Origin of the sequence: Cupriavidus alkaliphilus (genome assembly GCF_014191175.1) — a bacterium.
Classification (GTDB): domain Bacteria; phylum Pseudomonadota; class Gammaproteobacteria; order Burkholderiales; family Burkholderiaceae; genus Cupriavidus; species Cupriavidus alkaliphilus.
This window is the reverse complement of the sequence record NZ_JACHWE010000012.1, coordinates 1-24,909: the sequence shown is the minus strand read 5'-3', so window position 1 is coordinate 24,909 and position 24,909 is coordinate 1. Positions and strand designations below refer to the sequence as shown.

The window sequence follows — 24,909 nt, the reverse complement described above, 5'->3', positions numbered from 1 at the left end:
TCGCGATTCGCTTGTTTTCGCTTGTTGACCCGATGCTCGACCGCTGACCGACCCGGCACCTCACCCGTTTCCGATCGACTATCGACCCGACCTGACCGGCATGCGCCGGTCTCGCTCAATCTCACTCACTCAACCACGCTCGTCACGCATATGTTGCTCATTCCGGCCATCGACCTGAAGGACGGTCAGTGTGTACGCCTCAAACAAGGCGACATGGACCAGGCCACCGTCTTTTCCGAAGATCCCGCCGCCATGGCACGCCACTGGGTGGAGCAGGGCGCCCGCCGCCTGCACCTGGTGGACCTGAACGGCGCGTTCGTGGGCAAGCCCCGCAACGAGGCCGCCATCAAGTCGATCATCGCCGAGGTCGGCGACGAGATCCCGGTGCAGCTGGGCGGCGGCATCCGCGACCTGAACACCATCGAGCGCTGGCTGGACGACGGGCTCTCGTACGTCATCATCGGCACCGCGGCGGTGAAGAACCCCGGGTTCCTGAAGGACGCCTGCTCGGCCTTCGGCGGCCATATCATCGTCGGGCTCGATGCCAAGGACGGCAAGGTGGCCACCGATGGCTGGAGCAAGCTGACCGGCCACGAGGTGGCGGACCTGGCGCGCAAGTATGAAGACTACGGCGTCGAGGCCATCATCTACACCGACATCGGCCGCGACGGGATGCTGCAGGGGATCAATATCGATGCCACCGTCAAGCTGGCGCAATCGATGTCGATCCCGGTGATCGCGAGCGGCGGGCTGTCCAACCTGGCCGATATCGATAACCTGTGCGCGGTGGAGGGCGAGGGCGTGGAAGGCGTCATCTGCGGCCGTGCGATCTATTCCGGCGACCTCAACTTCGCCGACGCGCAGGCGCGCGCGGACAAGCTGCGCAACGGGCAATAAGGCAACGGCGCCGCGGGGCGCGGCCGCCAGGCCGCTGCCGGCACGGCAGCGGTGGCGGACAAGGAATCTCATGCTAGCCAAACGTATCATCCCCTGCCTGGACGTGACCAACGGGCGGGTGGTCAAGGGCGTCAACTTTGTCGAGCTGCGCGACGCGGGCGATCCCGTGGAGATCGCGCGCCGCTATGACGAGCAGGGCGCCGACGAGATCACATTCCTGGACATCACCGCGACCAGCGACGGGCGCGACCTGATGCTGCATATCATCGAGGACGTCGCCTCGCAGGTGTTCATCCCGCTGACGGTAGGCGGCGGCGTGCGCACCGTCGAAGACGTACGCCGGCTGCTCAATGCCGGCGCCGACAAGATCAGCGTCAACTCGTCGGCGATCGCCAACCCGCAGCTGGTGTCGGATGCCACCGCGCGCTATGGCTCGCAGTGCATCGTGGTGGCGATCGACGCCAAGCGCAGCTCCGCCCCGGGCGAAGCGCCGCGCTGGGAGGTCTTCACCCACGGCGGGCGCAAGGCAACGGGGCTGGACGCGGTGCAATGGGCACGCGAGATGGCCACGCGCGGCGCCGGCGAAATCCTGCTTACCAGCATGGACCGCGATGGCACCAAGAGCGGCTTTGACCTGGAGCTGACCCGCGCGGTCAGCGATGCGGTGCCGGTGCCGGTGATCGCCTCGGGCGGCGTCGGTGGCCTGCAGGACCTGGCCGACGGCATCACCCAGGGCCGCGCCGACGCGGTGCTGGCCGCCAGCATCTTCCACTACGGCCAGCATACCGTGGGCGAAGCCAAGGCATTCATGGCCCGCGAGGGCATTCCCGTGCGGATCTGATCATGCCGAAGAAGTGGCTCAACAAGGTGAAATGGGACGACAACGGCCTGGTGCCGGTGATCGTGCAGGAAGTCGGCTCGAACGACGTGCTGATGTTCGCGTTCATGAACCGCGAGGCGCTGCTGCGCACCGTGGAACTGGGCGAGGCCGTGTTCTGGTCGCGCTCGCGCAAGCGCCTGTGGCACAAGGGCGAGGAATCGGGCCACGTGCAGAAGGTGCACGAGATCCGTCTGGACTGCGATGAAGACGTGGTGCTGCTGAAGGTGACGCAAATCGACAGCATCGCCTGCCATACCGGGCGCCATTCCTGCTTCTTTCAGAAATTCGAGGGCGATGCCGACGCCGGCGACTGGCAGACGGTCGAGCCGGTGCTGAAGGACCCTGCCCAGATCTACACCAAGCCATGAGCGACAACGCACTCAGCAGCAACGATGTCCTGGCGCGCCTGGCCGAGGTGCTGGAATCGCGCAAGCCCGCCAACGGCGGCGATCCCGACAAATCCTACGTGGCGCGCCTGTTCAGCAAGGGCGACGACGCCATCCTGAAGAAGATCGGCGAGGAAGCCACCGAGACCGTGATGGCCGCCAAGGATGCGCGCGCCGCCGGCGAAAGCGGCGCCGCGGCCGGCAAGGTGGTCTATGAAGTCGCCGACCTGTGGTTCCATAGCATGGTGCTGCTGGCAAACTTCGGCCTGACGCCGGCTGACGTGGTCAATGAACTGGCGCGGCGCGAAGGGCTGTCCGGCCTGGAAGAAAAGGCCCGGCGCAAGGACTAACCGGCGCGCGGGTGCCGGCCGGTCTCCCGCCTGCCGCGAGGCAGGCTTCCAACCGAGGGCGATTATGGCGAACGACTACACCGGGCAGGTCACCACTCCCAGCGGCCAACAGCTGAGCAGCCTGCGCAAGCTGCTGCACATCCTTTACGCGCTGTATGCGATCTTCTGGCTCACCGGCGGCATCACCGCGCTGATCGCCATCGTGATCGACTACGTCAAGCGCGATGACGCTCGCGGGTCGCTGTATGCCTCGCACTTCGCCTGGCAGATCCGCTCGTTCTGGTGGTCGGTGGCCTGGGGCGTGCTGGGCGGGGTGCTGTTCGCGACAGTCGTGCTGATGCCGCTGGCCTTTGCGGTCTGGGGCGTGCTGTCGCTGTGGATGCTGTATCGTATCGTCAAGGGCTGGCTGTATCTGAACGACAGCAAGCCAATGTACCCGGACCAGCAGTTCTGATGCCGGGATGCCGGTCAGCCTGGCGCATGAGGTGGTCATCGGGGCCGCGGCCGTCGCAATGAAATTTTCATGAACGCTCGGGATAATTGCATCTTCTGCAAGATCGTGGCTGGCCAGCTGCCGTCGAACAAGGTCTATGAAGACGACGACATGCTGGCTTTCCACGATATCCATCCCAAGGCCCCGGTACACTTGCTGGTCATTCCCAAAGCGCATGTCGACTCGCTTGCCGATTGCGGCGCCGGCGAAGGAGAGCTGCTTGCTAGAATGATGCTGAAGGTGCCAGAACTGGCGCGCGCGGCCGGCTGTTCCAACGGCTTCCGGACGGTGATCAACACCGGCCCGGACGGCGGACAGGAGGTCTACCACCTGCACCTGCATGTGCTGGGTGGACCGCGCCACGCCTGGAAGGGACCGCTGCCCTGACCGGGCAGCCTTGGCAGGGGAGTGTCCGCGGCGGCAACGCCCGGGCAGAAGCTGCGCCGGCAACCGTCGCCCGGCGCGGCCATCACGGGACGGAACAACGGGTCCGGGCATCAATGATTGCGCCCGCGGCTGCATCAGGAGCAAGAGATGGGTTCGTTTAGCATTTGGCACTGGCTGATCGTGCTGGTGATCGTCATGCTGGTGTTCGGCACCAAGAAGCTGCGCAATATCGGCCAGGACCTGGGCGGCGCGGTCAAGGGCTTCAAGGACGGCATGAAGGACGGCGAGGACAAGGCGGCCCAGCCGGGCGCGTCCAAGGAACTGCGCGATTCCACCACCATCGACGTCGACGCCAAGGAAAAGACCCGCCAGCAATAAGCCGGCGGTGTGCCCTCCCTTCCACGCAAACCTCGCTGCGCGTGTCGTTGCGCGCCTGCGCTATTCCGCATGTTGTCCGCATGATGTGTCCGCATGATTGATCTCGGCATTTCCAAGCTGGCGCTGATCGGCGCCGTGGCACTGATCGTGATCGGTCCCGAACGGCTGCCCAAGGTTGCGCGCACGGTCGGCGCGCTGGTCGGCCGTGCGCAGCGCTATATCAGTGACGTCAAGGCCGAAGTCAGCCGCGAGGTGGAACTGGAAGAACTGCGCAAGATGCGCACGGAATTCGAGGACGCCGCGCGCGATGTCGAGCGCACCATCCACAAGGAAGTCAGCGAGCAGACCCAGGCGCTCAACGAAGCGCTCGGCGGCGCCGAAACCGGCGCAGCCACCGGCGCGGGCGGCAGCAGCGATGCCGGCGGCGGCTTCGTGCCCAGCTGGGACGCGGCGCACAAGGCGCACAACGGGCGCAAGAGCTGGCGCGTCAAGCAGGGCGCGCGTCCGCTGTGGTTCAAGCGCCAGCACAATGTCCGCGTCTGGGTGCAGTCGGGCGCGGCGCGCGTCAAGCGGCACCGGCCGGCGAGCCGGCCCTCCCGTTCCTTCTTCGAATAAGCATGGCGCGCGGCGAACTCCTGCCGGCCGCCGTGGCCGCTGTCGTTGTGTCCGCCTCCTCACGCCGCCACGTTGCGGTTTCATCGATCCACTTGCCAGCCCTCGCGGCTGAGCGGTTCACGCCATGAGCGACACCAGGTCCTCCGATCCCCAAGACCCGCAAGACGAGTCGCAGCAGGAAACCTTCATCTCCCACCTGATCGAGTTGCGCCAGCGACTGGTCAAGGCGGTGGCCGGCATCATCCTGGTGTTCGTCTCGCTGGTCTACTGGGCGCCGGTCATCTTCAACCTGTTCTCCGCGCCGCTGATGGAATCACTGCCCAAGGGCGGCAAGATGATCGTCACGGACGTGACCGGCTCGTTCTTTGTGCCGATGAAGGTGACCTTGCTGGTAGCGTTCCTGATCGCGCTGCCATGGGTGCTGTACCAGGTCTGGCAGTTTGTCGCGCCCGGCCTGTACCAGCATGAGAAGCGCCTGATCCTGCCGCTGGTATCGAGCAGCTATTTCTTGTTCCTGTGCGGCGTGGCGTTTGCCTATTTTCTGGTGTTCCCCACGGTGTTCCATTTCATGGCGCACTACAACGCGCCGCTGGGGGCGGAGATGTCCACCGACATCGACAAATACCTCAGCTTCGCCATGACCACCTTCCTGGCCTTCGGCATTACCTTCGAAGTGCCGGTGGTGGTGATCGTGCTGGTTCGGTTCGGCGTGGTGGAACTGGAAAAGCTCAAGCAGATCCGCCCCTATGTGATCGTCGGGGCCTTCATCATCGCCGCCATCGTCACGCCGCCGGACGTGCTGTCGCAACTGCTGCTCGCGGTTCCTCTCGTGGCCCTCTACGAACTTGGCCTGATCCTGGCGCGCTTTGTCGGCCGACCGGCAGCCGAGGAGGCCACTTCCGCAGAAACTCAGCCGGACGAATCGCGCTGAGGCAGGCTTTTTCTCAAGCTGGGATGTCCGTTTGCACCAAAATGGGGATTTCTACCCGCATTCCTGTTGCTCCCCGACAACAAAAACCGCCAGTAAGCATGGTTTACGCCGAAAAAGCCTTCTGACGGCCGGGGGGGCTGGCACATAATACGCAGCAGACGTGAATGTAAATGCGTCGCCCAAGCACTTGGGCAACCAAGATTTCCCAATCAGTTGACAAGGAAAGTGTCGATATGAAGATGAAACTGTTTGCTGCTGCCGTCGCCGCTCTGGCCGCTGGTGGCGCGTATGCCCAGTCGAGCGTGACCCTGTACGGCGTGGCTGACGTCGGCCTCGAATACGTCAGCAAGGCCAACGCTGCCGGCGACGATCTGTTCCGCATGTCGTCGGGTAACCAGTCCGGTTCGCGCTGGGGCCTGCGTGGCGTGGAAGACCTGGGTGGCGGTCTGAAGGGCGTGTTCGTCCTGGAAAGCGGTTTCGACCTGGATGACGGTCGTTCGGCCCAAGGTGGTCGTCTGTTCGGTCGTCAAGCCTACGTCGGTCTGCAAAGCAACTTCGGTTCGCTGCTGCTGGGCCGTCAACAGACCGCCTTCTATGACTTCGGTCTGATCTATGACCCGATGGCCATCTCGTCGCGCTACGGTATCCTGGCTCAGGACGCCGCTTTCGCTTCGCGCGCTGACAACACCGTCAAGTACATCGGCAAGTTCGGTGGCCTGACCGCCTCGGCCTTCTACAGCTTCAACAACAACGGCCAAGAAGTCGCCGGCGCCTTCCGCCGCGGCCAAGAGTACGGCGCCATGCTGAACTACGCAGCCGGCCCGTTCTCGGTTGGTGCTGCCTATGACGAAGCCCACGGTACCACGGGTACCGTTGGTGGTGTCACCGTTGACCAGAGCGGTCAGCGTATCCGCCGCGCCACCGTGGGTGCCAACTATGCCTTCGGCCCGGCCAAGGTCTACGCTGGCTACCGTTGGGCCAAGGCTGCCGACGGCGCAAGCCTGCCGGGCCAGGTCGGCACTGCCGCCAACCCGGGTGCCATCAACGGTACCTCCAACCTGTACTGGCTGGGTCTGGGTTACCAGCTGACCCCGGCGTTCTCGCTGTCGGGCGCTGCGTACTACCAAGACTTCCGCAAGAGCGATGCGGATCCGTGGCAATTCGTCGTGACCGCCGACTACGCGCTGTCGAAGCGTACCGACGTGTACACCTCGCTGTCGTACGCTCTGAACGACAACGGTTCGCTGCTGGGCGTGAACGGCTTCAACACCGTGCAAGCAGGCAAGGACCAGTTCGGTGCTGTGGTTGGTCTGCGTCACAAGTTCTAATTTGACGCGGGTGCAAGCCCGCATCAAGTTGGCTTGAAAAACGCCGGTATCCGCAAGGATGCCGGCGTTTTCTTTTGTGCGATGAGGCGGCTGGGAAAGGCGCGAGCGACTAATCCCCTCTGTCATAGCCATATGAGCCGGCACGGGGTTGTCCTGACTGCTGCGATGCCCCGACTTCCGCACACGCTTTCCAGCCGGATAGAGGCCGCCGCGACAAGCGGCACGCCAGCCGCGCTATGACGGCCGAGTCCTGGTTTCCTGAGTAGCACCTGGTGCCGTCAGGCATGGCACTGTCGCGCTGGCGAATCGGGACGCAAGCCGACGTTCCGGTCTTGCCGCCACCCCAGAGCCGGCAGGCCGGGGCAGCCATAAAAAAACCCGCCATCGCTGGCGGGTTTTGCTTACTCCGGCACTGGCAACGCCAGCTTTACTCTTCCTCTTCAAAGGGCAGCGAGCGGCGCGGCGGGGGAGGCCGCTTGCCGATGGTAACCGTCAGGTCCGTCGGCTTGCCGCGGCGGATCACCGTCATCTTGATGTCCACGCCGGGCTTGAGCTGCGCAATGGCATTGAGCAGCGCCGTGGTATCGGTGATCGACAGGCCATCCACCTTGGTCAGCACATCGCCGGGCCGCACGCCAGCCTTGTCCGCCGGGCCGCCCTGGACCACGGCGGCAATCAGTGCGCCTTCCTTGGCATCGAGTCCGAACGATTCAGCAATCTCTGGCGTCATGTCCTGCGGCTCGACGCCGATCCAGCCGCGCGTCACGCTGCCGGTCGAGATAATCGACTCCATCACCTGCTTGGCCGTCGATACCGGGATGGCGAAGCCGATACCCAGCGAGCCGCCCGAGCGCGAATAGATCGCCGTGTTGATGCCCAGCAGGTTGCCCTGCGCATCGACCAGCGCACCGCCCGAGTTGCCGGGGTTGATCGCGGCATCGGTCTGGATGAAGTTCTCGAAGGTGTTGATGCCCAGGTGGCTGCGGCCCAGCGCGGACACGATGCCCATCGTCACGGTCTGGCCCACGCCGAACGGGTTGCCGATGGCCAGCACCACATCGCCGACCTTCACGTTCTCGAGCCGACCCAGCGTGATCGCGGGCAGATCCTTGAGCGTCACCTTCAGCACGGCCAGGTCGGTTTCCGGGTCGGACCCGACCATCTTGGCATTGGCCTTGCGGCCGTCGGTCAGCGCGATCTCGATCTCGTCGGCCCCATCGACCACGTGGTGGTTGGTTAGAATGTAACCCTCGGCGCTGACAATGACGCCCGACCCCAAGCTCGAAACCGGCTCCTGCCGCTCAGGCAGGCGGTCGCCGAAGAAGAAGCGGAACCACGGATCCTCGGCCTGCGGATTGGGCGAGCGCTTGTTGCCGTTCTTGCTGGTAAAGATATTGACCACCGCCGGCATGGCGAGCTGGGCGGCTTCGCTGTATGACCCTTCCGCCGCAGGACCGGACACGTTGGGCACGACCTCCTTGAGCGCCACGATGGGCGAGCCGGATTGGACCGCGACGCGCCCCCTCTGCAGCCATTCAGGCTTGAGCGTTGCCACGACGAACCAGACCGCCAGCACGACGGTGACAGCCTGGGCAAAGAACAGCCAAAAGCGCCGCAACATATTGGAGTTTTGAGCAGAAAATGAAAACAAAAGAGCTTGAATTGTACTTGAACGGCCTGTTGGAAGTTTCCCGCTACAAGGACTATTGTCCCAACGGGCTGCAAGTGCAAGGTCGCTCGGAGATCACACATGTGGTGACCGGGGTGACGGCAAGCCTGGCGCTGGTCGATGCCGCGGTCGAGGCGGGCGCCGACGCCATCCTCGTGCATCACGGCTATTTCTGGAAAAACGAGGATGCGCGCGTGGTGGGGCAGAAGCATGCGCGCCTGAAACGCCTGCTCGGGGCCGATATCAATCTGTTCGCCTATCATCTGCCCCTGGATAATCACCCGGAATTCGGCAATAACGCGCAACTTGGCCTGCAGCTCGGTTTCACGCCCACCGGCCGCTTCAGCGACGACCAGCTGGGCTGGACCGGCACGCTGCCCGCGCCGATGCCGCTTGCCGCGCTGGCTGCGCATGTCGGCGGCGTGCTCGGGCGGGAGCCGCTGGCGATCGGCGCGCCGGAGCAGATGATCCGCACCGTTGGCTGGTGCACGGGCGGGGCGCAGGGGTATTTCGATGCCGCGGTGGCTGCCGGCGTCGACGCCTATCTGAGCGGCGAAGTCTCGGAGCAGACCACGCACCTGGCGCGCGAGAGCGGCGTGGCCTATCTGGCGGCGGGCCATCACGCGACCGAGCGCTATGGCATCCGCTCGCTGGGCGAGCATGTGGCCGCACGCTTCGGCCTGCGCCATACCTTTATCGATATTCCGAATCCGGTCTGATCTGACAAAAAACAAAACGGCCCCAGCGGGGCCGTTTTATCGTTCGGGACTCGAATCAGCGGGTTTTCAGGCTGTCGCGGATTTCTCGCAGCAGCGCGACTTCTTCGGGCGGAGCGGCGGGCGGCGGCGGCGGTTCTGCGGCGCGCATGCGGTTGAAGGCACGCACCATCAGGAAGATGATGAAGGCCAGGATGGTGAAGTTGACGACGATGGTCAGGAAATTGCCATAGGCAAACACCGGTACGCCGGCTTTCTTCAGGGCATCGAGCGTCAGCGGTGTCCCCGGAGGGGGATCCGCCAGAACAATGAACATGCTGGAGAAGTCCAGCTTGCCCACAACCCGGCCCACCAACGGCATGATCAGGTCATTGACCACGGAATCCACGATCTTGCCGAAGGCCGCGCCAATGATCACACCGACCGCCAGGTCGATGACGTTGCCGCGTACGGCGAAGGTTCTGAATTCCGAGATCATGCCCATGGGGGGTTCTCCTTCTTGTGGCGATGGGTGAACGGTTTCAAGCTGGAAGCCTGCCGCATCACTCACCGGAAATCAAGCGTGGAGGCGGATTTCCGGGATGCATGTCCGATAATCGCGCGAGGCCGTGGCATTTTCTGCCTATCTAGTGCGCAGGTCTCTAAGGTACACTTTATGGTTGACGCAAAATCTAAATTGACTTCCCCTGGGGTTTGGAATGAGTGACCAGCAAGACGTGAAGAGCGTGGATAAAGGTCGCCGCAATTGGTTGATCGCGACATCCGTCGCTGGCGGCGTCGGAGGCGTGGCGGTAGCGGTTCCTTTCGTCAGTACCTTTGCACCATCGGAGAAGGCCAAAGCCGCGGGTGCTCCAGTCGAGGCGGATATCGGCGCCCTGAAGCCGGGCGAGATGATGACCGTCGAGTGGCGTGGCAAACCGGTCTGGATCATGCGGCGCACGGAGGAGCAACTGGCGTCGCTGAAGAAGACGGACGGCGAAGTGGCCGATCCCAATTCCGAAATTCCGTTCACCATGCAGACGCCCGAGTACTGCAAGAACGAAACCCGTTCGCGTCCGGAACACAAGGACGTGCTGGTGGTTGTGGGCATCTGTTCCCATCTTGGCTGTTCCCCCTCGGGCCCCTTCGCCCCCGGTGCCAATCCTCAGCTCGGCACTGATCCCGGTTTCCTTTGCCCCTGCCACGGATCGACCTTCGACCTGGCCGGGCGCGTCTTCAAGAACAAGCCGGCTCCGCAGAATCTCGATGTTCCCCCCTACCAGTTCCTGTCCGAAAGCAAGATCGTGATCGGCAAGGACGAGAAAGGAGAAGCCTGATCATGGCGGCCGAAAAACAAGTCAAGACGACCGGCCTGATGGGCTGGATCGACGCCCGCTTTCCCGCGACGCAGCTGTGGGAAGACCACCTGTCCCGCTACTACGCGCCGAAGAACTTCAACTTCTGGTATTTCTTCGGTTCGCTGGCGCTGCTGGTGCTGGTGATCCAGATCGTCACCGGCATCTTCCTGGTGATGAACTACAAGCCGGACGGCACGCTGAACGCCGCCGGCATTCCGGTGGCCTTTGCCAGCGTGGAATACATCATGCGCGAAGTCCCGTGGGGCTGGCTGGTGCGCTACATGCACTCCACCGGCGCCTCGGCCTTCTTCGTCGTGGTCTACCTGCACATGTTCCGCGGCCTGCTGTACGGTTCGTATCGCAAGCCGCGCGAGCTGGTCTGGATCTTCGGCTGCCTGATCTTCCTGTGCCTGATGGCCGAAGCCTTCATGGGCTACCTGCTGCCATGGGGCCAGATGTCGTACTGGGGCGCCCAGGTGATCGTGAACCTGTTCTCGGCCATCCCGGTGATCGGCCAGGACCTGTCGCTGTTTATCCGCGGTGACTACGTGGTCAGCGACGCGACCCTGAACCGCTTCTTCTCGTTCCACGTCATCGCCGTGCCGCTGGTGCTGCTGGGTCTGGTGATCGCCCACATCATCGCGCTGCACGAAGTGGGTTCGAACAACCCGGACGGCGTCGAGATCAAGGCCAAGAAGGACGAAAACGGTGTCCCGCTGGACGGCATCCCGTTCCACCCGTACTACTCGGTGCACGACCTGCTCGGCGTGGGCGGCTTCCTGATCCTGTTCTCGGCCGTGATCTTCTTCTTCCCTGAAGTGGGCGGCTATTTCCTGGAAGCCAACAACTTCTTCCCGGCCGATCCGCTGAAGACCCCGCCGCATATCGCGCCGGTCTGGTACTTCACGCCGTTCTACTCGATGCTGCGCGCCACCACGTCGAACTTCCTGCCGATCCTGTGGGTCTTCTTCGCGCTGCTGCTGGGCATGGTGTTCCTGCGCAGCAAGGATGCCCGGGTGAAGATCGGTGCCGTCGCCATCGCGGTGATCCTGGCCGTGGGCTTCTACTTCATCGACGCCAAGTTCTGGGGCGTGCTGGTGATGGGCGGCTCGGTGGTGATCCTGTTCTTCCTGCCGTGGCTCGACTGCTCGCCGGTCAAGTCCATCCGCTATCGTCCCGCTTTCCACAAGACCATCCTGATCGTCTTCGTGGTGGTGTTCCTGGTGCTCGGCTATCTCGGCGTGCAACCGCCGTCGCCGGTTGGTGAGAAGGTGTCGCAGCTCGGTACGCTGCTGTACTTCGCCTTCTTCCTGACCATGCCGCTGTGGAGCCGTGTCGGCGAGTTCAAGCCGGTCCCGGAGCGTGTCACGTTCCACCCGCACTGAGCGAAGCGAACCCCGACAAGAGCACAAGGACACAAGATGAAAAAGCTGCTTTCGATCCTCGCGCTGGCCGGCGCCTGCATTGCCGGCGCGCCCGCCATGGCATCCGAGGGGGGCTTCCCCCTCGAGCCGGCGCCGGTGAACACCGCCGATCTGTCGTCGCTGCAGCGCGGCGCCAAGGTGTTCGTCAACTACTGCCTGAACTGCCACGGCGCATCGATGATGCGCTACAACCGGCTCAAGGACATCGGCCTGACCGACGACCAGATCCGCGAGAACCTGCTGTTCACCGCGGACAAGGTGGGCGAGACCATGAACATCGCCATGCAGCCGAAGGAAGCCAAGGCCTTCTTCGGCGCGCAGCCGCCGGACCTGTCGGTGATCGCCCGCGCCCGTGGCGACGACTGGCTCTACACCTACCTGCGCACCTTCTACCGCGACGACAGCCGTGCCACCGGCTGGAACAACCTGGTGTTCCCGAGCGTCGGCATGCCGCACGTGCTGTGGGAACTTCAGGGCCAGCGCGCCGCCAAGTTCACCGAAGTGGAAGAACACGGCGAGAAGGTGCACAAGTTCGCCGGCTTCGAGCAACTGAGCCCGGGCAAGCTGAGCAAGGTCGAGTACGACCAGATGACTGCCGACCTCGTCAGCTTCCTGGACTGGATGGCCGAGCCCGCGCAGAACCACCGCAAGCGCCTGGGCGTCTGGGTGCTGCTGTTCCTGGGCGTATTCACCGTGTTCGCCTGGCGCCTGAACGCGGCGTACTGGAAAGACGTGAAGTAAAACTGTGACGGGCCTGATCGGGCCCGGATCCAACAAGGCCAGGGGCGGTCGCTGCCAAAAGGGTAGCGCCGCCCTTGGCCTTTTTTGCTAGTCACGGCCCCGAAAAGTGCCGCATTTGCCACTTATTTGCTTTTCGGTAGCCGACTTTGGCAGAATGGCAGACCTTACTGTCCGACCCAGCTCCGGCTAAGCCCAAGGAATCCAACCATGATGGTGTTGTATTCGGGTACGACTTGCCCGTTTTCCCAACGTTGCCGCCTTGTCCTGTTCGAAAAGGGCATGGATTTTGAAATCCGCGACGTCGACCTTTTTAACAAGCCCGAAGATATTTCGGTGATGAACCCGTACGGCCAGGTACCCATCCTGGTCGAGCGCGACCTCATCCTGTATGAGTCGAACATCATCAACGAATACATCGACGAGCGCTTCCCGCACCCGCAGCTGATGCCGGCCGATCCGGTGCAGCGCGCCCGCGCCCGTCTGTTCCTGTTCAACTTCGAAAAGGAACTGTTCACCCACGTCTACACGCTGGAGAACGAAAAGGGCAAGGCCGCGGAAAAGAACCACGAACGTGCCCGCGCTGCCATCCGCGATCGCCTGACGCAACTGGCGCCGATCTTCGTCAAGAACAAGTACATGCTGGGCGAAGAATTTTCGATGCTCGACGTCGCCATCGCGCCGCTGCTGTGGCGCCTGGACCACTACGGCATCGAGCTGTCGAAAAACGCCGCGCCGCTGCTGAAGTATGCTGAACGCATTTTCAGCCGCCCTGCGTACATCGAAGCGCTCACCCCGTCCGAAAAGGTGATGCGCCGCTAACCGGCACCGGCCCGACGGCATCCGCCCTCGGGCCATCGCGGCGCCATTGGAAGCACAATGCCTGAAACCTCCACCAAGCCCTACCTGATCCGCGCCATCTACGAATGGTGCACGGATAACGGCTTCACGCCGTACATCGCCGTCTTCGTCGACGCCAACACCAACGTGCCGCGCGAGTTCGTCAAGAACAACGAGATCGTGCTCAACGTCAGCTTCGACGCCACCAGCGGCCTGGACATGGGCAATGAGTGGATCACCTTCAGCGCCCGCTTCGGCGGTGTCTCGCGCAAGATCGACGTGCCTGTAGAGAACGTGCTGGCGATCTACGCCCGCGAGAACGGACAGGGCATGGCCTTCCCGGTCGAACGCAGCCTGCCGGAAACCCAGGCCGCCACCGAGCGTGAAAACAACCCGCCGCCCAAGCTCGCCCCGGTCGAAGCCGAAACCCCGGCAACCACCAGCGACACCGGCCCCGGCGACGACGACACGCCGCCCCCGGTGACCCGTATCGGCGGCAAGAAGCCTGCACTGAAAGTGGTGAAGTAAGCCATCCCAAAGCCGACCGCAATGCAGTAGAATCGCGGTCTGCACCAGACATGCCGGCTTAGCTCATCAGGTAGAGCAGTTGATTTGTAATCATCAGGTGGCGGGTTCGAGTCCTGCAGCCGGCACCAGAATTGAAAAACGGGCCACGCATTGCGTGGCCCGTTTGTTTTTGGCGTGTCCGAGGCGTTGTCACAGGGGCTGCCGACCGACACCCGGGCATCGACGCCTCTTTTCCGTCGTTTCACGCCGCCATCCTGTTGATTCCCGGCACCCGCATATCAGCCCCCCTTGGCCCGGTGGTAACCTGCCCCCATTTCTGCCCCAACCACCCCCCGTGCCTTTCCCCAACTCCCGCCTCTGGCGCTCGGCCCCCGAGCAACGCGCCTATGAAGAAGCCCGCCACCGCGTGCGCGCGTTGCGCTTCTTCTATCTGCACGCCATGGTCTACGTGGTGGTGAACGCGATGCTGATCGGCTTCCATCTGATGGGCTCGTCGCATCGGCCCTGGGCGGGTGGCCCGCTGATGGGTTGGGGGATCGGCCTGGCGGTGCATGGCATCATGACCTGGGGACGTGTAGGCCTGCTCGGGCGGCGGTGGGAAGAGCGCAAGATTGCCGAGTACATGGCGCAGGAACAGGTGCGCACGCTGTCGACGGAGAAGCAGCTGGTCGAGGCCCGCATGAAGCTGCTGCAGGCGCAGATCGAACCGCACTTCCTGTTCAACACGCTGGCCAACGTGGTCAGCCTGATCGAGCCCGCGCCGCAGAAGGCGACGATGATGCTGGAGCATTTCATCGCCTATCTGCGTGCCTCGCTGGCCGCCAGCCGCGCGACGCAAGGCACGGTGGCGCAGGAGGCAAAGCTGCTGCGCGATTATCTGGCACTGATCCGCATCCGCATGGGCGAGCGCCTGCAATACACGGTCGACGTCGACCCGCAACTCGAAGCGATGCCGCTGGCGCCAATGCTGTTGCAACCGGTGGTCGAGAATGCGATCAAGCATGGTCTGGAGCCGAAAATCGAAGGCGGGCGCTTGCTGGTCCGGCTGGAGCGGCACGACGCGCGCATGCTGGCGACGATCGAGGACGATGGCATGGGGTTTCGGCCCTCGGCCGGCGCTGGTGTCGGGCTGTCTAACCTGCGCGAACGGCTCGCCGTGCTGTATGACGGTGACGCCCACGTCAGGATTGAGGAGCGCTCGCCCGGCACCGCCGTACTGATCGATCTTCCGCTGCCACCGGCATCCTGAACCGGAGATGCACATGACGACCACCGCCCTGATTGCCGACGATGAAGAGCATCTGCGTGCTTACCTGCGCGGCAAGCTGCAGCGCCTGTGGCCGGAGTTGCAGATCGTTGCCGAGGCGACCAACGGCATCGAAGCCGCCGACGCCATCGCGCGCTTGTCGCCGAGCGTTGCCTTCCTCGATATCAAGATGCCGGGCCTGTCGGGGCTGGAAGTGGCGCAGGGGTTGGAAACCGAAACCCGGGTGGTGTTCGTCACAGCCTATGACGAGTTTGCGCTCGATGCGTTCGAGCGCGCCGCAGTGGACTACCTGGTGAAGCCGGTCAGCGAGGAGCGCCTGGGCCGCACCATCGAACGATTGCGCAAGGCGTTGCAGGAGGCGGCGCCACTGCCCGAGCTGGCGCAGTTGCTGAACCAGCTGACACGTGCCCAGCCGCGCGCGGAAGGTTCCAGCCAGCTGCGGTGGGTCCGGGCTAGCCGGGGCAATACCACCAGCCACGTGCCGATCCAGGACGTGATGTATTTCCAGAGCGACGACAAGTACGTGGTGGTGCATACCCCGGATGGCGAGCACCTGATCCGCACGCCGCTGGCGGAGCTGATTGCCGGTCTCGATCCCGAGGTGTTCTGGCAGATCCACCGCTCATCCATCGTCAATATGGAATACGTGGCCGGCACGCGGCGCGACGAGTCGGGGCGGCTCTTTGTCAGGCTGCGCGACAGCGATGCCGAACTGCCGGTATCGCGCGCCTACATGCATCGGTTCCGGCAGATGTAGGCCGGCTGGCGCGCGCGCCGCCGGCCAGTGATCTGGCTAGTGTCGATCCATGAATTCCTGGATCTTGCGCTGTTCCCAGTCACGGCCGCGGCGCGACAGCCGCATCCAGACCAGTAACCCGTGCACGGTGAGCCCAAGCCCCCAGGCCAGCGTGGTGGTCAGCGGCCACGGCCAGCCCGTGGTGGCGTAATGCGACCAGGGCGGCGACGGGAAGTAGAAGAAGCGGAACCACAGCCATGCATTGACCACGGTATAAACCAGCAGGTGGATATACCAGCCGCGCAGCGCGCGCACCATGCGGCGCGCGCGCCAGTAGGCCATGGCGTTGGGGTCGTTGGGCGGGAAGGCGTGGTGCATGGGATACCTCGTCATCAGGAAGGTTGGCATGCGACAGGTATAGGCCACCGCCAGGCGCCGTTCCAGGCCCATGGGCTGAATCGACGGATTTCGTTCGCGAGCGTGCACGCAGTCAGCGTGAGTGTCGCGCCGTCGCCACCTTCATGATTGCGCTTTCAGTGCATTCCAGACGGCTTGCACGCCTGGCAGCGGCGCGACGGCGCCGTGGCCCGTGGTGGCCAGCGCGGCCGCCACCGCCGCCCATCGCGCAGCGGACACAGGGTCATCTCCGGCCACCAGCCGCGCGAGATAGGTTCCGTCGAAGCAGTCGCCCGCGCCGGTCGCATCGACCGCGTCGACGCGGAACGGCGCCACGGCGGTCAACTCTTCGCCGTCGGATACCAGGCAACCCTGGCTGCCCAGTTTCAATACCACATGCGGCGCGCCCATCTGGTGGCACCAGTCGACGATACCTGTGGGATCGTCGATGCCCGCAAGCTGGCGCACGTCGTCCAGACTCGGCAGAAACAGGTCGCACAGGGGAAGCGTGGCGACAATGACTTCACGGGCGCGCTCCAATGGCCAGAGCGTAAGGCGCAGGTTGGGGTCGTAGGACACTCTGGTGCCGGCCTGGCGGGCAATGCGGATGGCCTCGCGCACGGTACGCGTGGCTGACGTGCTGATGGCCTGGCTGATGCCCGAGACGTGGAGCCAGGTGGCCCTTTCCAGCAATGCGACCGGCAGGTCGCCGGGTTGCATCCGGCTCGCGGCGGACCCCGAGCGCCGATAGGTGAAGACGTGGCCATCCGGGCCATGATGGACGAAGTAGAGTCCGGTAGGCGCCGACGCATCGAGGACGACGCCGCTGGTGTCGACGTGCTCGCGGCGCAACAGGCACCGGCACATGCGGCCGAACTCGTCGTCGCCCAGCCGGGTCACGTAGGCGCACCGGGCACCCTGGCGCGCCGCGGCGATGACGGCATTGGAGGTATCGCCGCCGAAGCCCTGCAGATAGGTGCGCGAACCGCGCGGGACGGCGTGGTTGAACTCGACCATGGCCTCGCCCAGCGCGACGATGTCGAACCGCGCGCGCATGTCAGGCGTCCTCGCCCAGGTCGAGCAACACCTTGCAACTGACGCGCGGCTGGTTTTCGGCGAGGTCGAACGCGTAGGCCACGTCGCGGACATTGACCTGATGCGTGACGATCCGGCCCGGATCCACCAGACCGCGCATGATCCAGTCGATGACGGTGGGAAACATCGCGCAATTCAGGCGCGAGGCGTACAGGGTCAATTCCTTGCTGGTCAGCGCTTGCTGCGGCAGCGACGATGGCGTGGCGGAAAACCCGAGCACGCCGATGCGGCCAGCCGGTGCGGCGAGGCCAACGGCTTCTTCCAGGATGGCGGGATGGCAGACGGCATCGTAGATTAGCGTCGGCCCGCCCGCCGCGCCGCGGCACTCCAGCGCGCGGGCAAGCGGCTCGCGCGCGGTGTTGATGATTTCGTCGTCCGCGGCGCCGCAGGCGTGCGCCAATGCCAGCCGTTCATCGACATGGTCGGTGATGAAGGTGCGTATGCCATATACGCGCTTGAGCACCTGCAGCAGGTTGAGTCCGACCGGCCCGGCGCCATAGATCAGCGCCACGTCCGAGGGCAGAACGCCGGTGCGGTGGGTGGCGTTGGCGGCCACGGCAAATGGCTCGATCACCGCGGCGCTGGCCGTCGGCATGCCATCGGGCACCGCGTAGGCGTTACGTGCCGGCACGCATGCGAATTGGCTGAAGCCGCCATCGCGGTGCACGCCGATCACCTGTAGCCGCTGGCAGACATTGTGCCGGCCGATCCGGCAGGCATGGCATTGACCGCAGCTGACCACCGGATCCACCACCACCCGCTCGCCGATGCGCAAGGCGCTGACGCCAGCGCCGACCGCATCGACATGGCCGACGAACTCGTGGCCGATGACGCGCGGATAGGTCACGAACGGATTCTTGCCATGGAAGATGTGCAAATCCGAACCGCAGACGCCAGCCAGGCGGACGCGCACGCGCACCTCGCCTTCGGCCGGGACCGGGTTGGGGCGCTCGCATACGGCCATGCGGTGCGCTTGCTCGACGACTACGCTCAACATGCTGGCTCCTTGTTTCCGTCTACTGGCGCGGCGGCTACCAATTCCACATCGCGCCGTCGCGCAGCCGCGCCACCGGCAGATAGGCGCGTTCGTACGGATACCGGGCCGCCAGCCGCTCGTCGATGTCGACGCCAAGACCGGGCACGTCGTCCATCACCAGGTAACCGTCCTCCAGGCGGTAGTTGTGTGGAAACACCGCGTCAATCAACGAGCCATGCGGCATCAGTTCCTGGATGCCGAAGTTTGGCGCCCACAGCCCGAAGTTGACGGCTGCGGCCATGCATACCGGTGACAAGTCGGTGGCGCCGTGGAAGCCGGTGCGGACCTGATGGATCGCTGCGAAGTCCGCGATGCGGCGCACATGCGTGATGCCGCCGGCGTGGACGATGGTGGTGCGGATGTAGTCGATCAGCTGATGGCTGATCAGGTCCTTGCAGTCCCACAAGGAATTGAAGATTTCGCCCACCGCGAGCGGCGTGGTGGTGTGCTGGCGAATCAGCCGGAACGCCTCCTGGTTCTCGGCCGGCGTTGCATCCTCCAGCCAGAACAGGCTGAAGGGCTCCAGCGCCTTGCCGAGGCTGGCCGCTTCGATCGGTGTCAGCCGGTGGTGCGCATCGTGCAGCAGATGCGGGCCGAAGCCGACCGCCTCGCGCACCTTGCGAAACAGTTCCGGCGTGTGGCGCAGGTACAGCGAGGTGTCCCATGGCTCCTCCGGCGGCAGGCCCTTCTGCGCCGGTTCATAGTGACCCGGTTGGGTGCCGACGCCATACACCTTGGACAAGCCAGGCACGCCCGACTGGACTCGAATCGCCTTGTAGCCTTGCTCGATATGGCTGTGCACCGCGTCGATGGCTTCGGCGTGGTCGCGCCCGGTGGCGTGGCCGTACACCATCAGGCCATGGCGGCTGCGCCCGCCAAGCAACTGGTAGACAGGCATGCCGGCCAGCTTGCCCAGGATGTCCCACAGCGCCATATCGATTGCGGCGATGGCGGTCATCGTCACCGGCCCGCGCCGCCAGTAGGCGCCGCGGTAGAGGTATTGCCAGATGTCCTCGATCCCGCGCGGATCGCGGCCTGTCAGGCACGGAATCACATGCTCGTCCAGATAGGTCCGCACCGCCAGTTCGCGGCCATTGAGCGTGGCGTCGCCCAGCCCGTACACACCGGCATCGGTGACCACCTTGACCGTCACGAAGTTGCGCCCGGGGCAGGTGACGATGGTCTTTATCTGTTCGATTTTCAAAGGGTGTCTCCGGCCGGATCGTCGTTGTCGTGGCCCGACGGCGCCGCCTGGTTGCGCAACGCCCGCATCGGTGTGGATGCAGCCAGAGTACTGCGGGCCGATTGCGGCGGAGTACGGCAGATTCCGCAATCAAATGCAGCGTTTGCCGCAGTTGAATCGCGAAGGCACCGCACGTTGGACACCACGGGTGCGTGCAAACTTCTTCGCATCGAAGACAACGCCGGATGCACGCACGATGCTGCTGCCAACAGACCTGCCGAGGTACCGCCGATGAGGCTCAAGCAACGCAACCGTTGCCGCGCCAATGCTGAAGTGCGCCAGCCGGGCTACGATCGCAGCCGCTTGTCGCGCGGCGTGCTGCACCTGGGTCTGGGCGCGTTCCATCGCGCGCACCAGGCGCTGTACACGGAAGCCGCGATCCACGCCGGGGATAGCCGCTGGGGCATTGTCGGCGTCAGCCTGCGAGAGCCGCGCATGCCCAGGACGCTGGCGGCGCAGGACTTCCTGTATTCGGTGACCGAGCGCGAAGGCGCGACGGCTACCACCCGCATCGTCGGCGCCGTGGTACAGGCCTGGTATGCGCCGCATGCGTTGGGCGAGGTGCTCGGCGCGCTGGCCGATCCCGGTATCACCGTGGTGACCTGCACGGTGACAGAGAAGGGCTACTGCCAGCACCCGTCCAGCGCCGACCTGGACACGGACCACGCCGATATCCGCCACGACCTGGCCCATCCCGACACCCCCAGAAGCACGCTCGGCGTACTGGCTGCCGGCCTGCGCCGGCGGCCCGCCAGGGCGCCGCTCAGCATCGTCTGCTGCGACAACATGCCTGCCAATGGCGAGACGCTGCGCAAGCTGCTGGCGCAGTACGCCGCGCTGACGGACCCAAAACTGGCCCGCCGCGTGCGCGACGACGTGGCGTTTCCCAACACCATGGTGGACCGCATCGTGCCCGCCGCGACGCCGGCATCGCGCCGTGACGCGCAGCGCCGCCTGGGTTTGCGCGACGAGGCCGCCATCGTCTGCGAAGCCTTCACGCAGTGGGTGATCGAGGACCGCTTTGCCGGACCCAGGCCGGCGTGGGAAGCGGGCGGCGCGCTGATGACCGGCGATGTCCGGCCGTTCCAGGCGATGAAGCTGCAGCTGCTCAACGGCACGCATTCCGCCATCGCCTACGCCGGACAACTGTGCGGGCTGCAGACCGTTGCCGAGGCCATGGACGATCCGCAGGTCGGCGCGTTCGCGCGCGGCGTGATGGCAGACCTGTGCGCCACCGTGCAAGCGCCGCCCGGGTATGACGTGGCCGGATACACCGACGCCCTGCTGCAGCGCTTCCGCAATGCCGCGCTCGACCATCGCACCGTGCAGATTGCAGCCGACGGCACGCAGAAAGTGCCGGTGCGCTGGCTGCCCGCCCTGCGTGCCAGTGCAGGGACCGAGCGGCCGTGGCTGGAACGCGCGCTCGCGGCCTGGCTGCATTGCCTGCGCAGCGGACGCAGCGATGGCGGCCAGGCACTTGCCTTCGACGATCCCGGCGCACCTGCGCTGGCGGCGTGCCTGCGTGGCGCGCACAGCGATGCCGACGCCGTCAGACAGGCACTCGCGCACGCCCCTGTTTTTGGCAGCGAACCGTGGCCCGCACCATTGGCTGACCGCCTGGCCCGCCACCTGGCGGTGCTGCGCGCCGGCGGCGCCGCCGCGTTGCTGTCGTCCTGAGCCATCCCCACCCGATAACTAGGAGACCACCGCACCATGGCCATGCTGTTAACCCGACGCCGCTTTGGCGCGCTAGCCGCCGGCACGCTGGCGATGACGCTGCCGGCAGCCCACGTACTGGCCCAGGCTGGCACCATCCGCCTGAAGTACGGCACCGCCTTTCCCGCCGACCATCCGGGCACGCTGCGCATCCAGCAGGCGGCGGTGGCCATCCACCAGGACACCGGAGGCAAGGTTGACCTGCAGGTCTATCCCAACAGCCAGCTCGGCAGCGAGCCCGACATGATCGCGCAGGTGCGCACCGGCGCGATGGATTTCATGTCCACGGCCGGCACCAACCTGCAAACGCTGGTACCGACCGCCGGCATCAACGGCGTGGCCTTTGCCTTCAAGGACTACGCCACGGTCTGGGCCGCGATGGATGGCGACGTCGGCGCCTATGTCCGTGCTGCCCTGGGCAAGGTGAACCTGCACGTCTTCGACAAATGCCTGGACAACGGCTATCGCAACATCACCTCGGCGAGCCGGCCGATCAACACGCCGGCGGACCTGAAGGGCTTCAAGGTGCGCGTGCCCGGCATCCCGTTGTGGATCTCGATGTTCAAGGCACTGGGCGCGTCGCCCACGGCCATTCCGTTCGGCGAGCTCTATTCGGCGCTGCAAACACGGGTCGTCGACGGGCAGGAGAACCCGCTGGCGCTGATCCGCAGCGCCAAGCTGTATGAAGTGCAGAAGTTCTGCGCGCTGACCGGACACACCTGGGATGGTCACTTTATCTTCGGCAATGCGAAGAAATTTCGGGCGCTGCCAGCGGAGGTGCAGGCCGCCATCACGACACACTTCACCGCGGCGGCGCTGAAGCAGCGCGAGGACATCGCGCGCCTGAATACCGATGCGCAAACCGAGCTGAGTCGCCTCGGCATCGTCTTCAACCAGCCCGATCCCGCGCCATTCCGTGCCTTGCTGCAAGGCGCCGGCTTCTATGCCGAATGGAAGAAAAAGTACGGCGACGAAGCATGGTCCCGGCTGGAGAAATACGCAGGCCGTCTCGCATGACGGCTGGCACGAACGATAAAAAAGGAAAGGAGACATCGATGGAGCACACCGCTGAAGCCATCGCGCCAGCGCTCTCAGCGCCGTCAGCCGCCAAGGCGTGCTGGCGCCGCCTGATGGCCTGCATGGTGGAGGTTCCGGCCGCCCTGATCGCGCTGGCAGAAATCCTGCTGCTGGGCGGCGGCGCCTTCGCGCGCTACGTGCTGCACCAGCCGGTTCCCTGGACGGATGAACTGGCCAGCATCCTGTTCCTGTGGCTGGCGATGCTCGGCGCCATCATTGCGCTGGACCGCGGCGCGCATATGCAACTGACCACCTTTATCAAGAACCTGCCGCCGGCAAGGCGAGCATGGGTGGACGCGCTCGGCATGTGGCTGGTGGTGGGGTTCCTGTCGCTGTTGCTGAGGCCCGGCTGGGAACACCTGACCGAGCACCTGGAAGTCTCGACGCCGACGCTGGAGATCAGCGAGGGCTACCGCGCCGGCGCGGTGCTGGCCGGTATCGTGCTGATGCTGGTCGCGGCAATCTTGCGCCTGCTCGCGGCGCACTGGAAGCCGGTGATCGCGACGGGCCTGATGGTGGCATTGTGTGGCAGCATCCTTTGGCTGCTGTCGCCGACGCTGATGACGCTGGGCAATGCCAACCTCGTGATCTTCTTCCTGCTGATGCTGGTCGCGTGCGTGGCCATCGGCGTGCCGATCGCCTTCGCCTTCGGCCTGGCGACGCTGTGCTACCTGTCGCTGTCCACGGCCACGCCACTGTCCATCATCCCGAACCGCATGCAGGAGGGCATGTCGCACCTGATCCTGCTGGCGGTGCCGCTCTTTGTCTTCCTGGGCGCGCTGATCGAGATGACCGGCCTCGCGCGCGCGATGATCCACTTCCTGGTCAGCCTGATCGGCCATCTGCGCGGCGGATTGCAGTATGTGCTGCTGGGCGCGATGTATATCGTTTCCGGCATCTCCGGCGCCAAGGCCGCCGACATGGCCGCCGTGGCGCCGAGCCTGTTCCCGGAAATGAAGCGGCGTGGCGCCAGGGACGGCGACCTGATCGGCCTGCTGTCAGCCTCGGGCGCGATGTCGGAAACCATCCCGCCCAGCATTGTGCTGATCACCGTGGGATCGGTGACCGGGGTATCGATCACGTCGCTGTTCATCGGGGGGCTGATGCCTGCGGCGGTCGGGCTGGTGATGATGGCGCTGGTGGTCTGGTTCCAGACCCGCAAGGAAGACATGAGCCGCGTGCCGCGGCCGTCGCGCCAGGCGATCGTGAAAGCGCTACTGGTTGCGCTGCCGGCACTGGCGCTGCCCGTCATCATTCGCACGGCGGTGGTGGAGGGGGTGGCTACGGCGACCGAGGTATCTACCATCGGCATTTTCTATGCCGTGCTGGCAGGGGTCCTGGTGTATCGCCAGTTCGACTGGCGGCGGGTCTATCCGATGCTGTTGGATACGGCGGCGTTGTCCGGCGCGATTCTGCTGATCGTCGGCTGTGCCACGGCGATGGCCTGGGCGCTGACGCAGTCCGGCTTTGCGCAGGACCTGGTGCGGATTCTGTCGTCCGTTCCCGGCGGCAAGACCGGTTTTCTGCTGGTATCGGCGCTGGCGTTCGTCATCCTCGGCAGCTTGCTGGAAGGTATCCCCGCCATTGTGTTGTTCGGGCCCTTGCTGTTTCCCATTGCGAAGCTGGTCGGCGTGCATGAGGTGCACTACGCCATGGTGGTGATTTTTGCGATGGGGCTGGGCTTGTTCGCGCCGCCCTTTGGCGTGGGGTTTTATGCAGCCTGCGCGATCGGGCGGGTGTCGCCAGACGTGGCGATGCCGCGGGTCTGGCCGCATATGGCGGCGTTGTTTGTGGCGCTGGTGCTGTTGATGTTGGTGCCTTGGTTTTCGATTGGGTTTCTTTGACGGGCACTCGGCGCCGGCGCGGCGCCGAGTGCCATGGCTGGCTACATGCATTCTTTTAACGGGTGTCGTGCTTGGCCGGAAACAGCTGGGCCTGTCAGCAAATAGCCGAAATCCTAAAGCACGTTTAGAAGTGAAACTTCGTCCCGCTGAAGGGGGGATCTGAGCGGTATTTGATCGAGATAAATATCGTGCTCCGTATCGGGATTTTGTCCGTTGATTTCCTTTAGATGCCAAGGCACAAATAGCCGATTGCTATGCGCAAGGTCGCCATAGCGCGTCTGAACAACAAGGCGGTTTGACGCATCGGCAAATGGATCCTGCACGCTTCCACCAACAGCTGTTTTCCTCTACCCATCGCCTGTATGCCCTGGAAGGTGATGGCGCGGTGGATGAACTGGCCGTCGAAGCCTGGATTGGCCGCGAGGCCATCTCTGCGGTGTTCGAATGGCGCATCGTTGCGGTCAGCGCCAATGCCGATATTGCGCTGGACAGTCTGCTCGGCCAGCACATCACACTGCTGACCACGCTCGCCGGCGGCGGCCAGTCACGCCGCACCGGCCTGATCCGCCAGGCCGAGAAGCTTGGCGCCGACGGCAGCCTCG

Annotated in this window: 28 protein-coding genes and 1 tRNA gene; 23 read left to right on the top strand and 6 right to left on the bottom strand. The window is 64.6% G+C overall.

The window, feature by feature from the left end; translation table 11 throughout:
- Window positions 1-150 precede the first annotated feature (150 nt).
- The 10 genes from hisA (at window position 151) to FHX60_RS26305 (ending at window position 6,645) form a co-directional block, all read left to right on the top strand.
- Window positions 151-897, top strand: coding sequence for a 1-(5-phosphoribosyl)-5-[(5-phosphoribosylamino)methylideneamino]imidazole-4-carboxamide isomerase (gene hisA / locus FHX60_RS26350; protein WP_112776712.1), 747 nt, complete (start codon window positions 151-153; stop codon window positions 895-897).
- Window positions 898-967: 70 nt separating this feature from the next.
- Window positions 968-1,738, top strand: a complete 771-nt coding sequence (gene hisF, locus FHX60_RS26345; protein ID WP_062801924.1) for an imidazole glycerol phosphate synthase subunit HisF — start codon at window positions 968-970, stop codon at window positions 1,736-1,738.
- 2 nt (window positions 1,739-1,740) lie between these two features.
- Window positions 1,741-2,145: a phosphoribosyl-AMP cyclohydrolase gene (hisI, locus tag FHX60_RS26340; RefSeq protein WP_092317504.1), complete on the top strand. Its 405-nt coding sequence runs from the start codon at window positions 1,741-1,743 to the stop codon at window positions 2,143-2,145.
- Complete coding sequence (locus tag FHX60_RS26335) at window positions 2,142-2,513, top strand: phosphoribosyl-ATP diphosphatase (protein WP_012354084.1); 372 nt, start codon at window positions 2,142-2,144, stop codon at window positions 2,511-2,513. Before hisI ends, FHX60_RS26335 begins: the two co-directional genes overlap by 4 nt.
- Window positions 2,514-2,577: 64 nt before the next feature.
- Window positions 2,578-2,967: a DUF4870 family protein gene (locus tag FHX60_RS26330; protein ID WP_181487078.1), complete on the top strand. Its 390-nt coding sequence runs from the start codon at window positions 2,578-2,580 to the stop codon at window positions 2,965-2,967.
- Between the two features lie 69 nt (window positions 2,968-3,036).
- Window positions 3,037-3,393, top strand: a complete 357-nt coding sequence (locus FHX60_RS26325) for a histidine triad nucleotide-binding protein (RefSeq protein WP_092317498.1) — start codon at window positions 3,037-3,039, stop codon at window positions 3,391-3,393.
- A gap of 147 nt (window positions 3,394-3,540) precedes the next feature.
- A complete protein-coding gene (gene tatA, locus FHX60_RS26320; protein WP_092317495.1) occupies window positions 3,541-3,771 on the top strand; it encodes a Sec-independent protein translocase subunit TatA in 231 nt (76 codons plus the stop codon).
- Window positions 3,772-3,864: 93 nt separating this feature from the next.
- On the top strand, window positions 3,865-4,386 hold the full coding sequence (gene tatB, locus FHX60_RS26315; protein WP_112776713.1) for a Sec-independent protein translocase protein TatB: 522 nt from the start codon (window positions 3,865-3,867) through the stop codon (window positions 4,384-4,386).
- A 124-nt stretch (window positions 4,387-4,510) separates the two neighbouring features.
- Window positions 4,511-5,317: a twin-arginine translocase subunit TatC gene (tatC, locus tag FHX60_RS26310; RefSeq protein ID WP_092317489.1), complete on the top strand. Its 807-nt coding sequence runs from the start codon at window positions 4,511-4,513 to the stop codon at window positions 5,315-5,317.
- Between the two features lie 233 nt (window positions 5,318-5,550).
- Window positions 5,551-6,645, top strand: a complete 1,095-nt coding sequence (locus tag FHX60_RS26305; protein WP_183285090.1) for a porin — start codon at window positions 5,551-5,553, stop codon at window positions 6,643-6,645.
- 427 nt (window positions 6,646-7,072) lie between these two features.
- Here the strand turns inward: FHX60_RS26305 and FHX60_RS26300 are convergent, their stop codons facing one another.
- Window positions 7,073-8,266, bottom strand: a complete 1,194-nt coding sequence (locus FHX60_RS26300; protein WP_112776715.1) for a Do family serine endopeptidase — start codon at window positions 8,264-8,266, stop codon at window positions 7,073-7,075.
- Window positions 8,267-8,286: 20 nt separating this feature from the next.
- On the opposite strand from FHX60_RS26300, the gene FHX60_RS26295 reads away from it, so the two are divergent.
- Window positions 8,287-9,033 (top strand): Nif3-like dinuclear metal center hexameric protein, encoded by a 747-nt coding sequence (locus tag FHX60_RS26295; RefSeq protein WP_183285089.1) that lies wholly within the window; start codon window positions 8,287-8,289, stop codon window positions 9,031-9,033.
- 55 nt (window positions 9,034-9,088) lie between these two features.
- Here FHX60_RS26295 and mscL read toward each other — a convergent pair whose 3' ends face one another.
- Complete coding sequence (mscL, locus tag FHX60_RS26290) at window positions 9,089-9,514, bottom strand: large conductance mechanosensitive channel protein MscL (protein WP_112776717.1); 426 nt, start codon at window positions 9,512-9,514, stop codon at window positions 9,089-9,091.
- A 214-nt stretch (window positions 9,515-9,728) separates the two neighbouring features.
- On the opposite strand from mscL, the gene petA reads away from it, so the two are divergent.
- The 8 genes from petA to FHX60_RS26250 all read left to right on the top strand — a co-directional run bounded on the left by petA (window position 9,729) and on the right by FHX60_RS26250 (window position 15,921).
- Window positions 9,729-10,346 (top strand): ubiquinol-cytochrome c reductase iron-sulfur subunit, encoded by a 618-nt coding sequence (gene petA, locus FHX60_RS26285; RefSeq protein ID WP_116296280.1) that lies wholly within the window; start codon window positions 9,729-9,731, stop codon window positions 10,344-10,346.
- A gap of 2 nt (window positions 10,347-10,348) precedes the next feature.
- Window positions 10,349-11,752, top strand: coding sequence for a cytochrome b (locus FHX60_RS26280; RefSeq protein WP_092317477.1), 1,404 nt, complete (start codon window positions 10,349-10,351; stop codon window positions 11,750-11,752).
- 36 nt (window positions 11,753-11,788) lie between these two features.
- Window positions 11,789-12,532 (top strand): cytochrome c1, encoded by a 744-nt coding sequence (locus tag FHX60_RS26275; RefSeq protein WP_012354072.1) that lies wholly within the window; start codon window positions 11,789-11,791, stop codon window positions 12,530-12,532.
- Between the two features lie 207 nt (window positions 12,533-12,739).
- The gene (locus tag FHX60_RS26270; RefSeq protein WP_010812311.1) at window positions 12,740-13,351 is read left to right on the top strand and encodes a glutathione S-transferase N-terminal domain-containing protein; all 612 of its coding nucleotides are present in this window, start codon (window positions 12,740-12,742) and stop codon (window positions 13,349-13,351) included.
- Between the two features lie 57 nt (window positions 13,352-13,408).
- Window positions 13,409-13,897, top strand: a complete 489-nt coding sequence (locus FHX60_RS26265; RefSeq protein WP_112776719.1) for a ClpXP protease specificity-enhancing factor — start codon at window positions 13,409-13,411, stop codon at window positions 13,895-13,897.
- Between the two features lie 52 nt (window positions 13,898-13,949).
- Window positions 13,950-14,025: transfer RNA gene (locus FHX60_RS26260), tRNA-Thr, on the top strand.
- Complete coding sequence (locus tag FHX60_RS26255; protein ID WP_311730980.1) at window positions 13,995-15,146, top strand: sensor histidine kinase; 1,152 nt, start codon at window positions 13,995-13,997, stop codon at window positions 15,144-15,146. Before FHX60_RS26260 ends, FHX60_RS26255 begins: the two co-directional genes overlap by 31 nt.
- A 13-nt stretch (window positions 15,147-15,159) precedes the next feature.
- Window positions 15,160-15,921, top strand: a complete 762-nt coding sequence (locus FHX60_RS26250) for a LytR/AlgR family response regulator transcription factor (protein ID WP_183285087.1) — start codon at window positions 15,160-15,162, stop codon at window positions 15,919-15,921.
- A gap of 36 nt (window positions 15,922-15,957) precedes the next feature.
- On the opposite strand, the gene FHX60_RS26245 is transcribed toward FHX60_RS26250, so the two are convergent.
- The 4 genes from FHX60_RS26245 to manD all read right to left on the bottom strand — a co-directional run bounded on the left by FHX60_RS26245 (window position 15,958) and on the right by manD (window position 19,631).
- Window positions 15,958-16,278 (bottom strand): 2TM domain-containing protein, encoded by a 321-nt coding sequence (locus FHX60_RS26245; protein WP_112776786.1) that lies wholly within the window; start codon window positions 16,276-16,278, stop codon window positions 15,958-15,960.
- A gap of 141 nt (window positions 16,279-16,419) precedes the next feature.
- The gene (locus FHX60_RS26240) at window positions 16,420-17,352 is read right to left on the bottom strand and encodes a sugar kinase (RefSeq protein ID WP_183285086.1); all 933 of its coding nucleotides are present in this window, start codon (window positions 17,350-17,352) and stop codon (window positions 16,420-16,422) included.
- A 1-nt stretch (window position 17,353) separates the two neighbouring features.
- Window positions 17,354-18,388 carry a Zn-dependent oxidoreductase gene (locus FHX60_RS26235; RefSeq protein WP_183285085.1) on the bottom strand — a complete coding sequence of 345 codons (1,035 nt, stop codon included), beginning with the start codon at window positions 18,386-18,388 and terminating at the stop codon, window positions 17,354-17,356.
- A 34-nt stretch (window positions 18,389-18,422) separates the two neighbouring features.
- Complete coding sequence (gene manD, locus FHX60_RS26230; protein WP_183285084.1) at window positions 18,423-19,631, bottom strand: D-mannonate dehydratase ManD; 1,209 nt, start codon at window positions 19,629-19,631, stop codon at window positions 18,423-18,425.
- A gap of 270 nt (window positions 19,632-19,901) precedes the next feature.
- Between manD and FHX60_RS26225 the strand changes: the two genes are divergently transcribed.
- The 4 genes from FHX60_RS26225 to FHX60_RS26210 form a co-directional block, all read left to right on the top strand.
- A complete protein-coding gene (locus FHX60_RS26225) occupies window positions 19,902-21,347 on the top strand; it encodes a mannitol dehydrogenase family protein (protein ID WP_183285083.1) in 1,446 nt (481 codons plus the stop codon).
- A 36-nt stretch (window positions 21,348-21,383) separates the two neighbouring features.
- Window positions 21,384-22,403 carry a TRAP transporter substrate-binding protein gene (locus FHX60_RS26220; RefSeq protein WP_183285082.1) on the top strand — a complete coding sequence of 340 codons (1,020 nt, stop codon included), beginning with the start codon at window positions 21,384-21,386 and terminating at the stop codon, window positions 22,401-22,403.
- 38 nt (window positions 22,404-22,441) lie between these two features.
- A complete protein-coding gene (locus tag FHX60_RS26215; protein WP_183285081.1) occupies window positions 22,442-24,307 on the top strand; it encodes a TRAP transporter large permease in 1,866 nt (621 codons plus the stop codon).
- 310 nt (window positions 24,308-24,617) lie between these two features.
- On the top strand, window positions 24,618-24,909 hold a 292-nt coding region (locus FHX60_RS26210), incomplete at its 3' end, for a contractile injection system protein, VgrG/Pvc8 family (RefSeq protein ID WP_260164776.1).

Excerpts from the sequence above, each read along its gene's own strand:
- tatC (WP_092317489.1), top strand. The coding sequence starts at position 4,511 with ATGAGCGACACCAGGTCCTCCGATCCCCAAGACCCGCAAGACGAGTCG.
- FHX60_RS26275 (WP_012354072.1), top strand. The coding sequence starts at position 11,789 with ATGAAAAAGCTGCTTTCGATCCTCGCGCTGGCCGGCGCCTGCATTGCC.
- FHX60_RS26235 (WP_183285085.1), bottom strand. The coding sequence starts at position 18,388 with ATGTTGAGCGTAGTCGTCGAGCAAGCGCACCGCATGGCCGTATGCGAG.
- FHX60_RS26250 (WP_183285087.1), top strand. The coding sequence starts at position 15,160 with ATGACGACCACCGCCCTGATTGCCGACGATGAAGAGCATCTGCGTGCT.
- mscL (WP_112776717.1), bottom strand. The coding sequence starts at position 9,514 with ATGGGCATGATCTCGGAATTCAGAACCTTCGCCGTACGCGGCAACGTC.
- FHX60_RS26325 (WP_092317498.1), top strand. The coding sequence starts at position 3,037 with ATGAACGCTCGGGATAATTGCATCTTCTGCAAGATCGTGGCTGGCCAG.
- FHX60_RS26265 (WP_112776719.1), top strand. The coding sequence starts at position 13,409 with ATGCCTGAAACCTCCACCAAGCCCTACCTGATCCGCGCCATCTACGAA.
- FHX60_RS26245 (WP_112776786.1), bottom strand. The coding sequence starts at position 16,278 with ATGCACCACGCCTTCCCGCCCAACGACCCCAACGCCATGGCCTACTGG.
- FHX60_RS26240 (WP_183285086.1), bottom strand. The coding sequence starts at position 17,352 with ATGCGCGCGCGGTTCGACATCGTCGCGCTGGGCGAGGCCATGGTCGAG.
- hisF (WP_062801924.1), top strand. The coding sequence starts at position 968 with ATGCTAGCCAAACGTATCATCCCCTGCCTGGACGTGACCAACGGGCGG.
- FHX60_RS26300 (WP_112776715.1), bottom strand. The coding sequence starts at position 8,266 with ATGTTGCGGCGCTTTTGGCTGTTCTTTGCCCAGGCTGTCACCGTCGTG.
- FHX60_RS26305 (WP_183285090.1), top strand. The coding sequence starts at position 5,551 with ATGAAGATGAAACTGTTTGCTGCTGCCGTCGCCGCTCTGGCCGCTGGT.
- FHX60_RS26330 (WP_181487078.1), top strand. The coding sequence starts at position 2,578 with ATGGCGAACGACTACACCGGGCAGGTCACCACTCCCAGCGGCCAACAG.
- FHX60_RS26225 (WP_183285083.1), top strand. The coding sequence starts at position 19,902 with ATGAGGCTCAAGCAACGCAACCGTTGCCGCGCCAATGCTGAAGTGCGC.
- FHX60_RS26335 (WP_012354084.1), top strand. The coding sequence starts at position 2,142 with ATGAGCGACAACGCACTCAGCAGCAACGATGTCCTGGCGCGCCTGGCC.
- tatB (WP_112776713.1), top strand. The coding sequence starts at position 3,865 with ATGATTGATCTCGGCATTTCCAAGCTGGCGCTGATCGGCGCCGTGGCA.
- FHX60_RS26215 (WP_183285081.1), top strand. The coding sequence starts at position 22,442 with ATGGAGCACACCGCTGAAGCCATCGCGCCAGCGCTCTCAGCGCCGTCA.
- FHX60_RS26295 (WP_183285089.1), top strand. The coding sequence starts at position 8,287 with ATGAAAACAAAAGAGCTTGAATTGTACTTGAACGGCCTGTTGGAAGTT.
- petA (WP_116296280.1), top strand. The coding sequence starts at position 9,729 with ATGAGTGACCAGCAAGACGTGAAGAGCGTGGATAAAGGTCGCCGCAAT.
- hisA (WP_112776712.1), top strand. The coding sequence starts at position 151 with ATGTTGCTCATTCCGGCCATCGACCTGAAGGACGGTCAGTGTGTACGC.
- FHX60_RS26220 (WP_183285082.1), top strand. The coding sequence starts at position 21,384 with ATGGCCATGCTGTTAACCCGACGCCGCTTTGGCGCGCTAGCCGCCGGC.
- FHX60_RS26280 (WP_092317477.1), top strand. The coding sequence starts at position 10,349 with ATGGCGGCCGAAAAACAAGTCAAGACGACCGGCCTGATGGGCTGGATC.
- tatA (WP_092317495.1), top strand. The coding sequence starts at position 3,541 with ATGGGTTCGTTTAGCATTTGGCACTGGCTGATCGTGCTGGTGATCGTC.
- FHX60_RS26270 (WP_010812311.1), top strand. The coding sequence starts at position 12,740 with ATGATGGTGTTGTATTCGGGTACGACTTGCCCGTTTTCCCAACGTTGC.
- hisI (WP_092317504.1), top strand. The coding sequence starts at position 1,741 with ATGCCGAAGAAGTGGCTCAACAAGGTGAAATGGGACGACAACGGCCTG.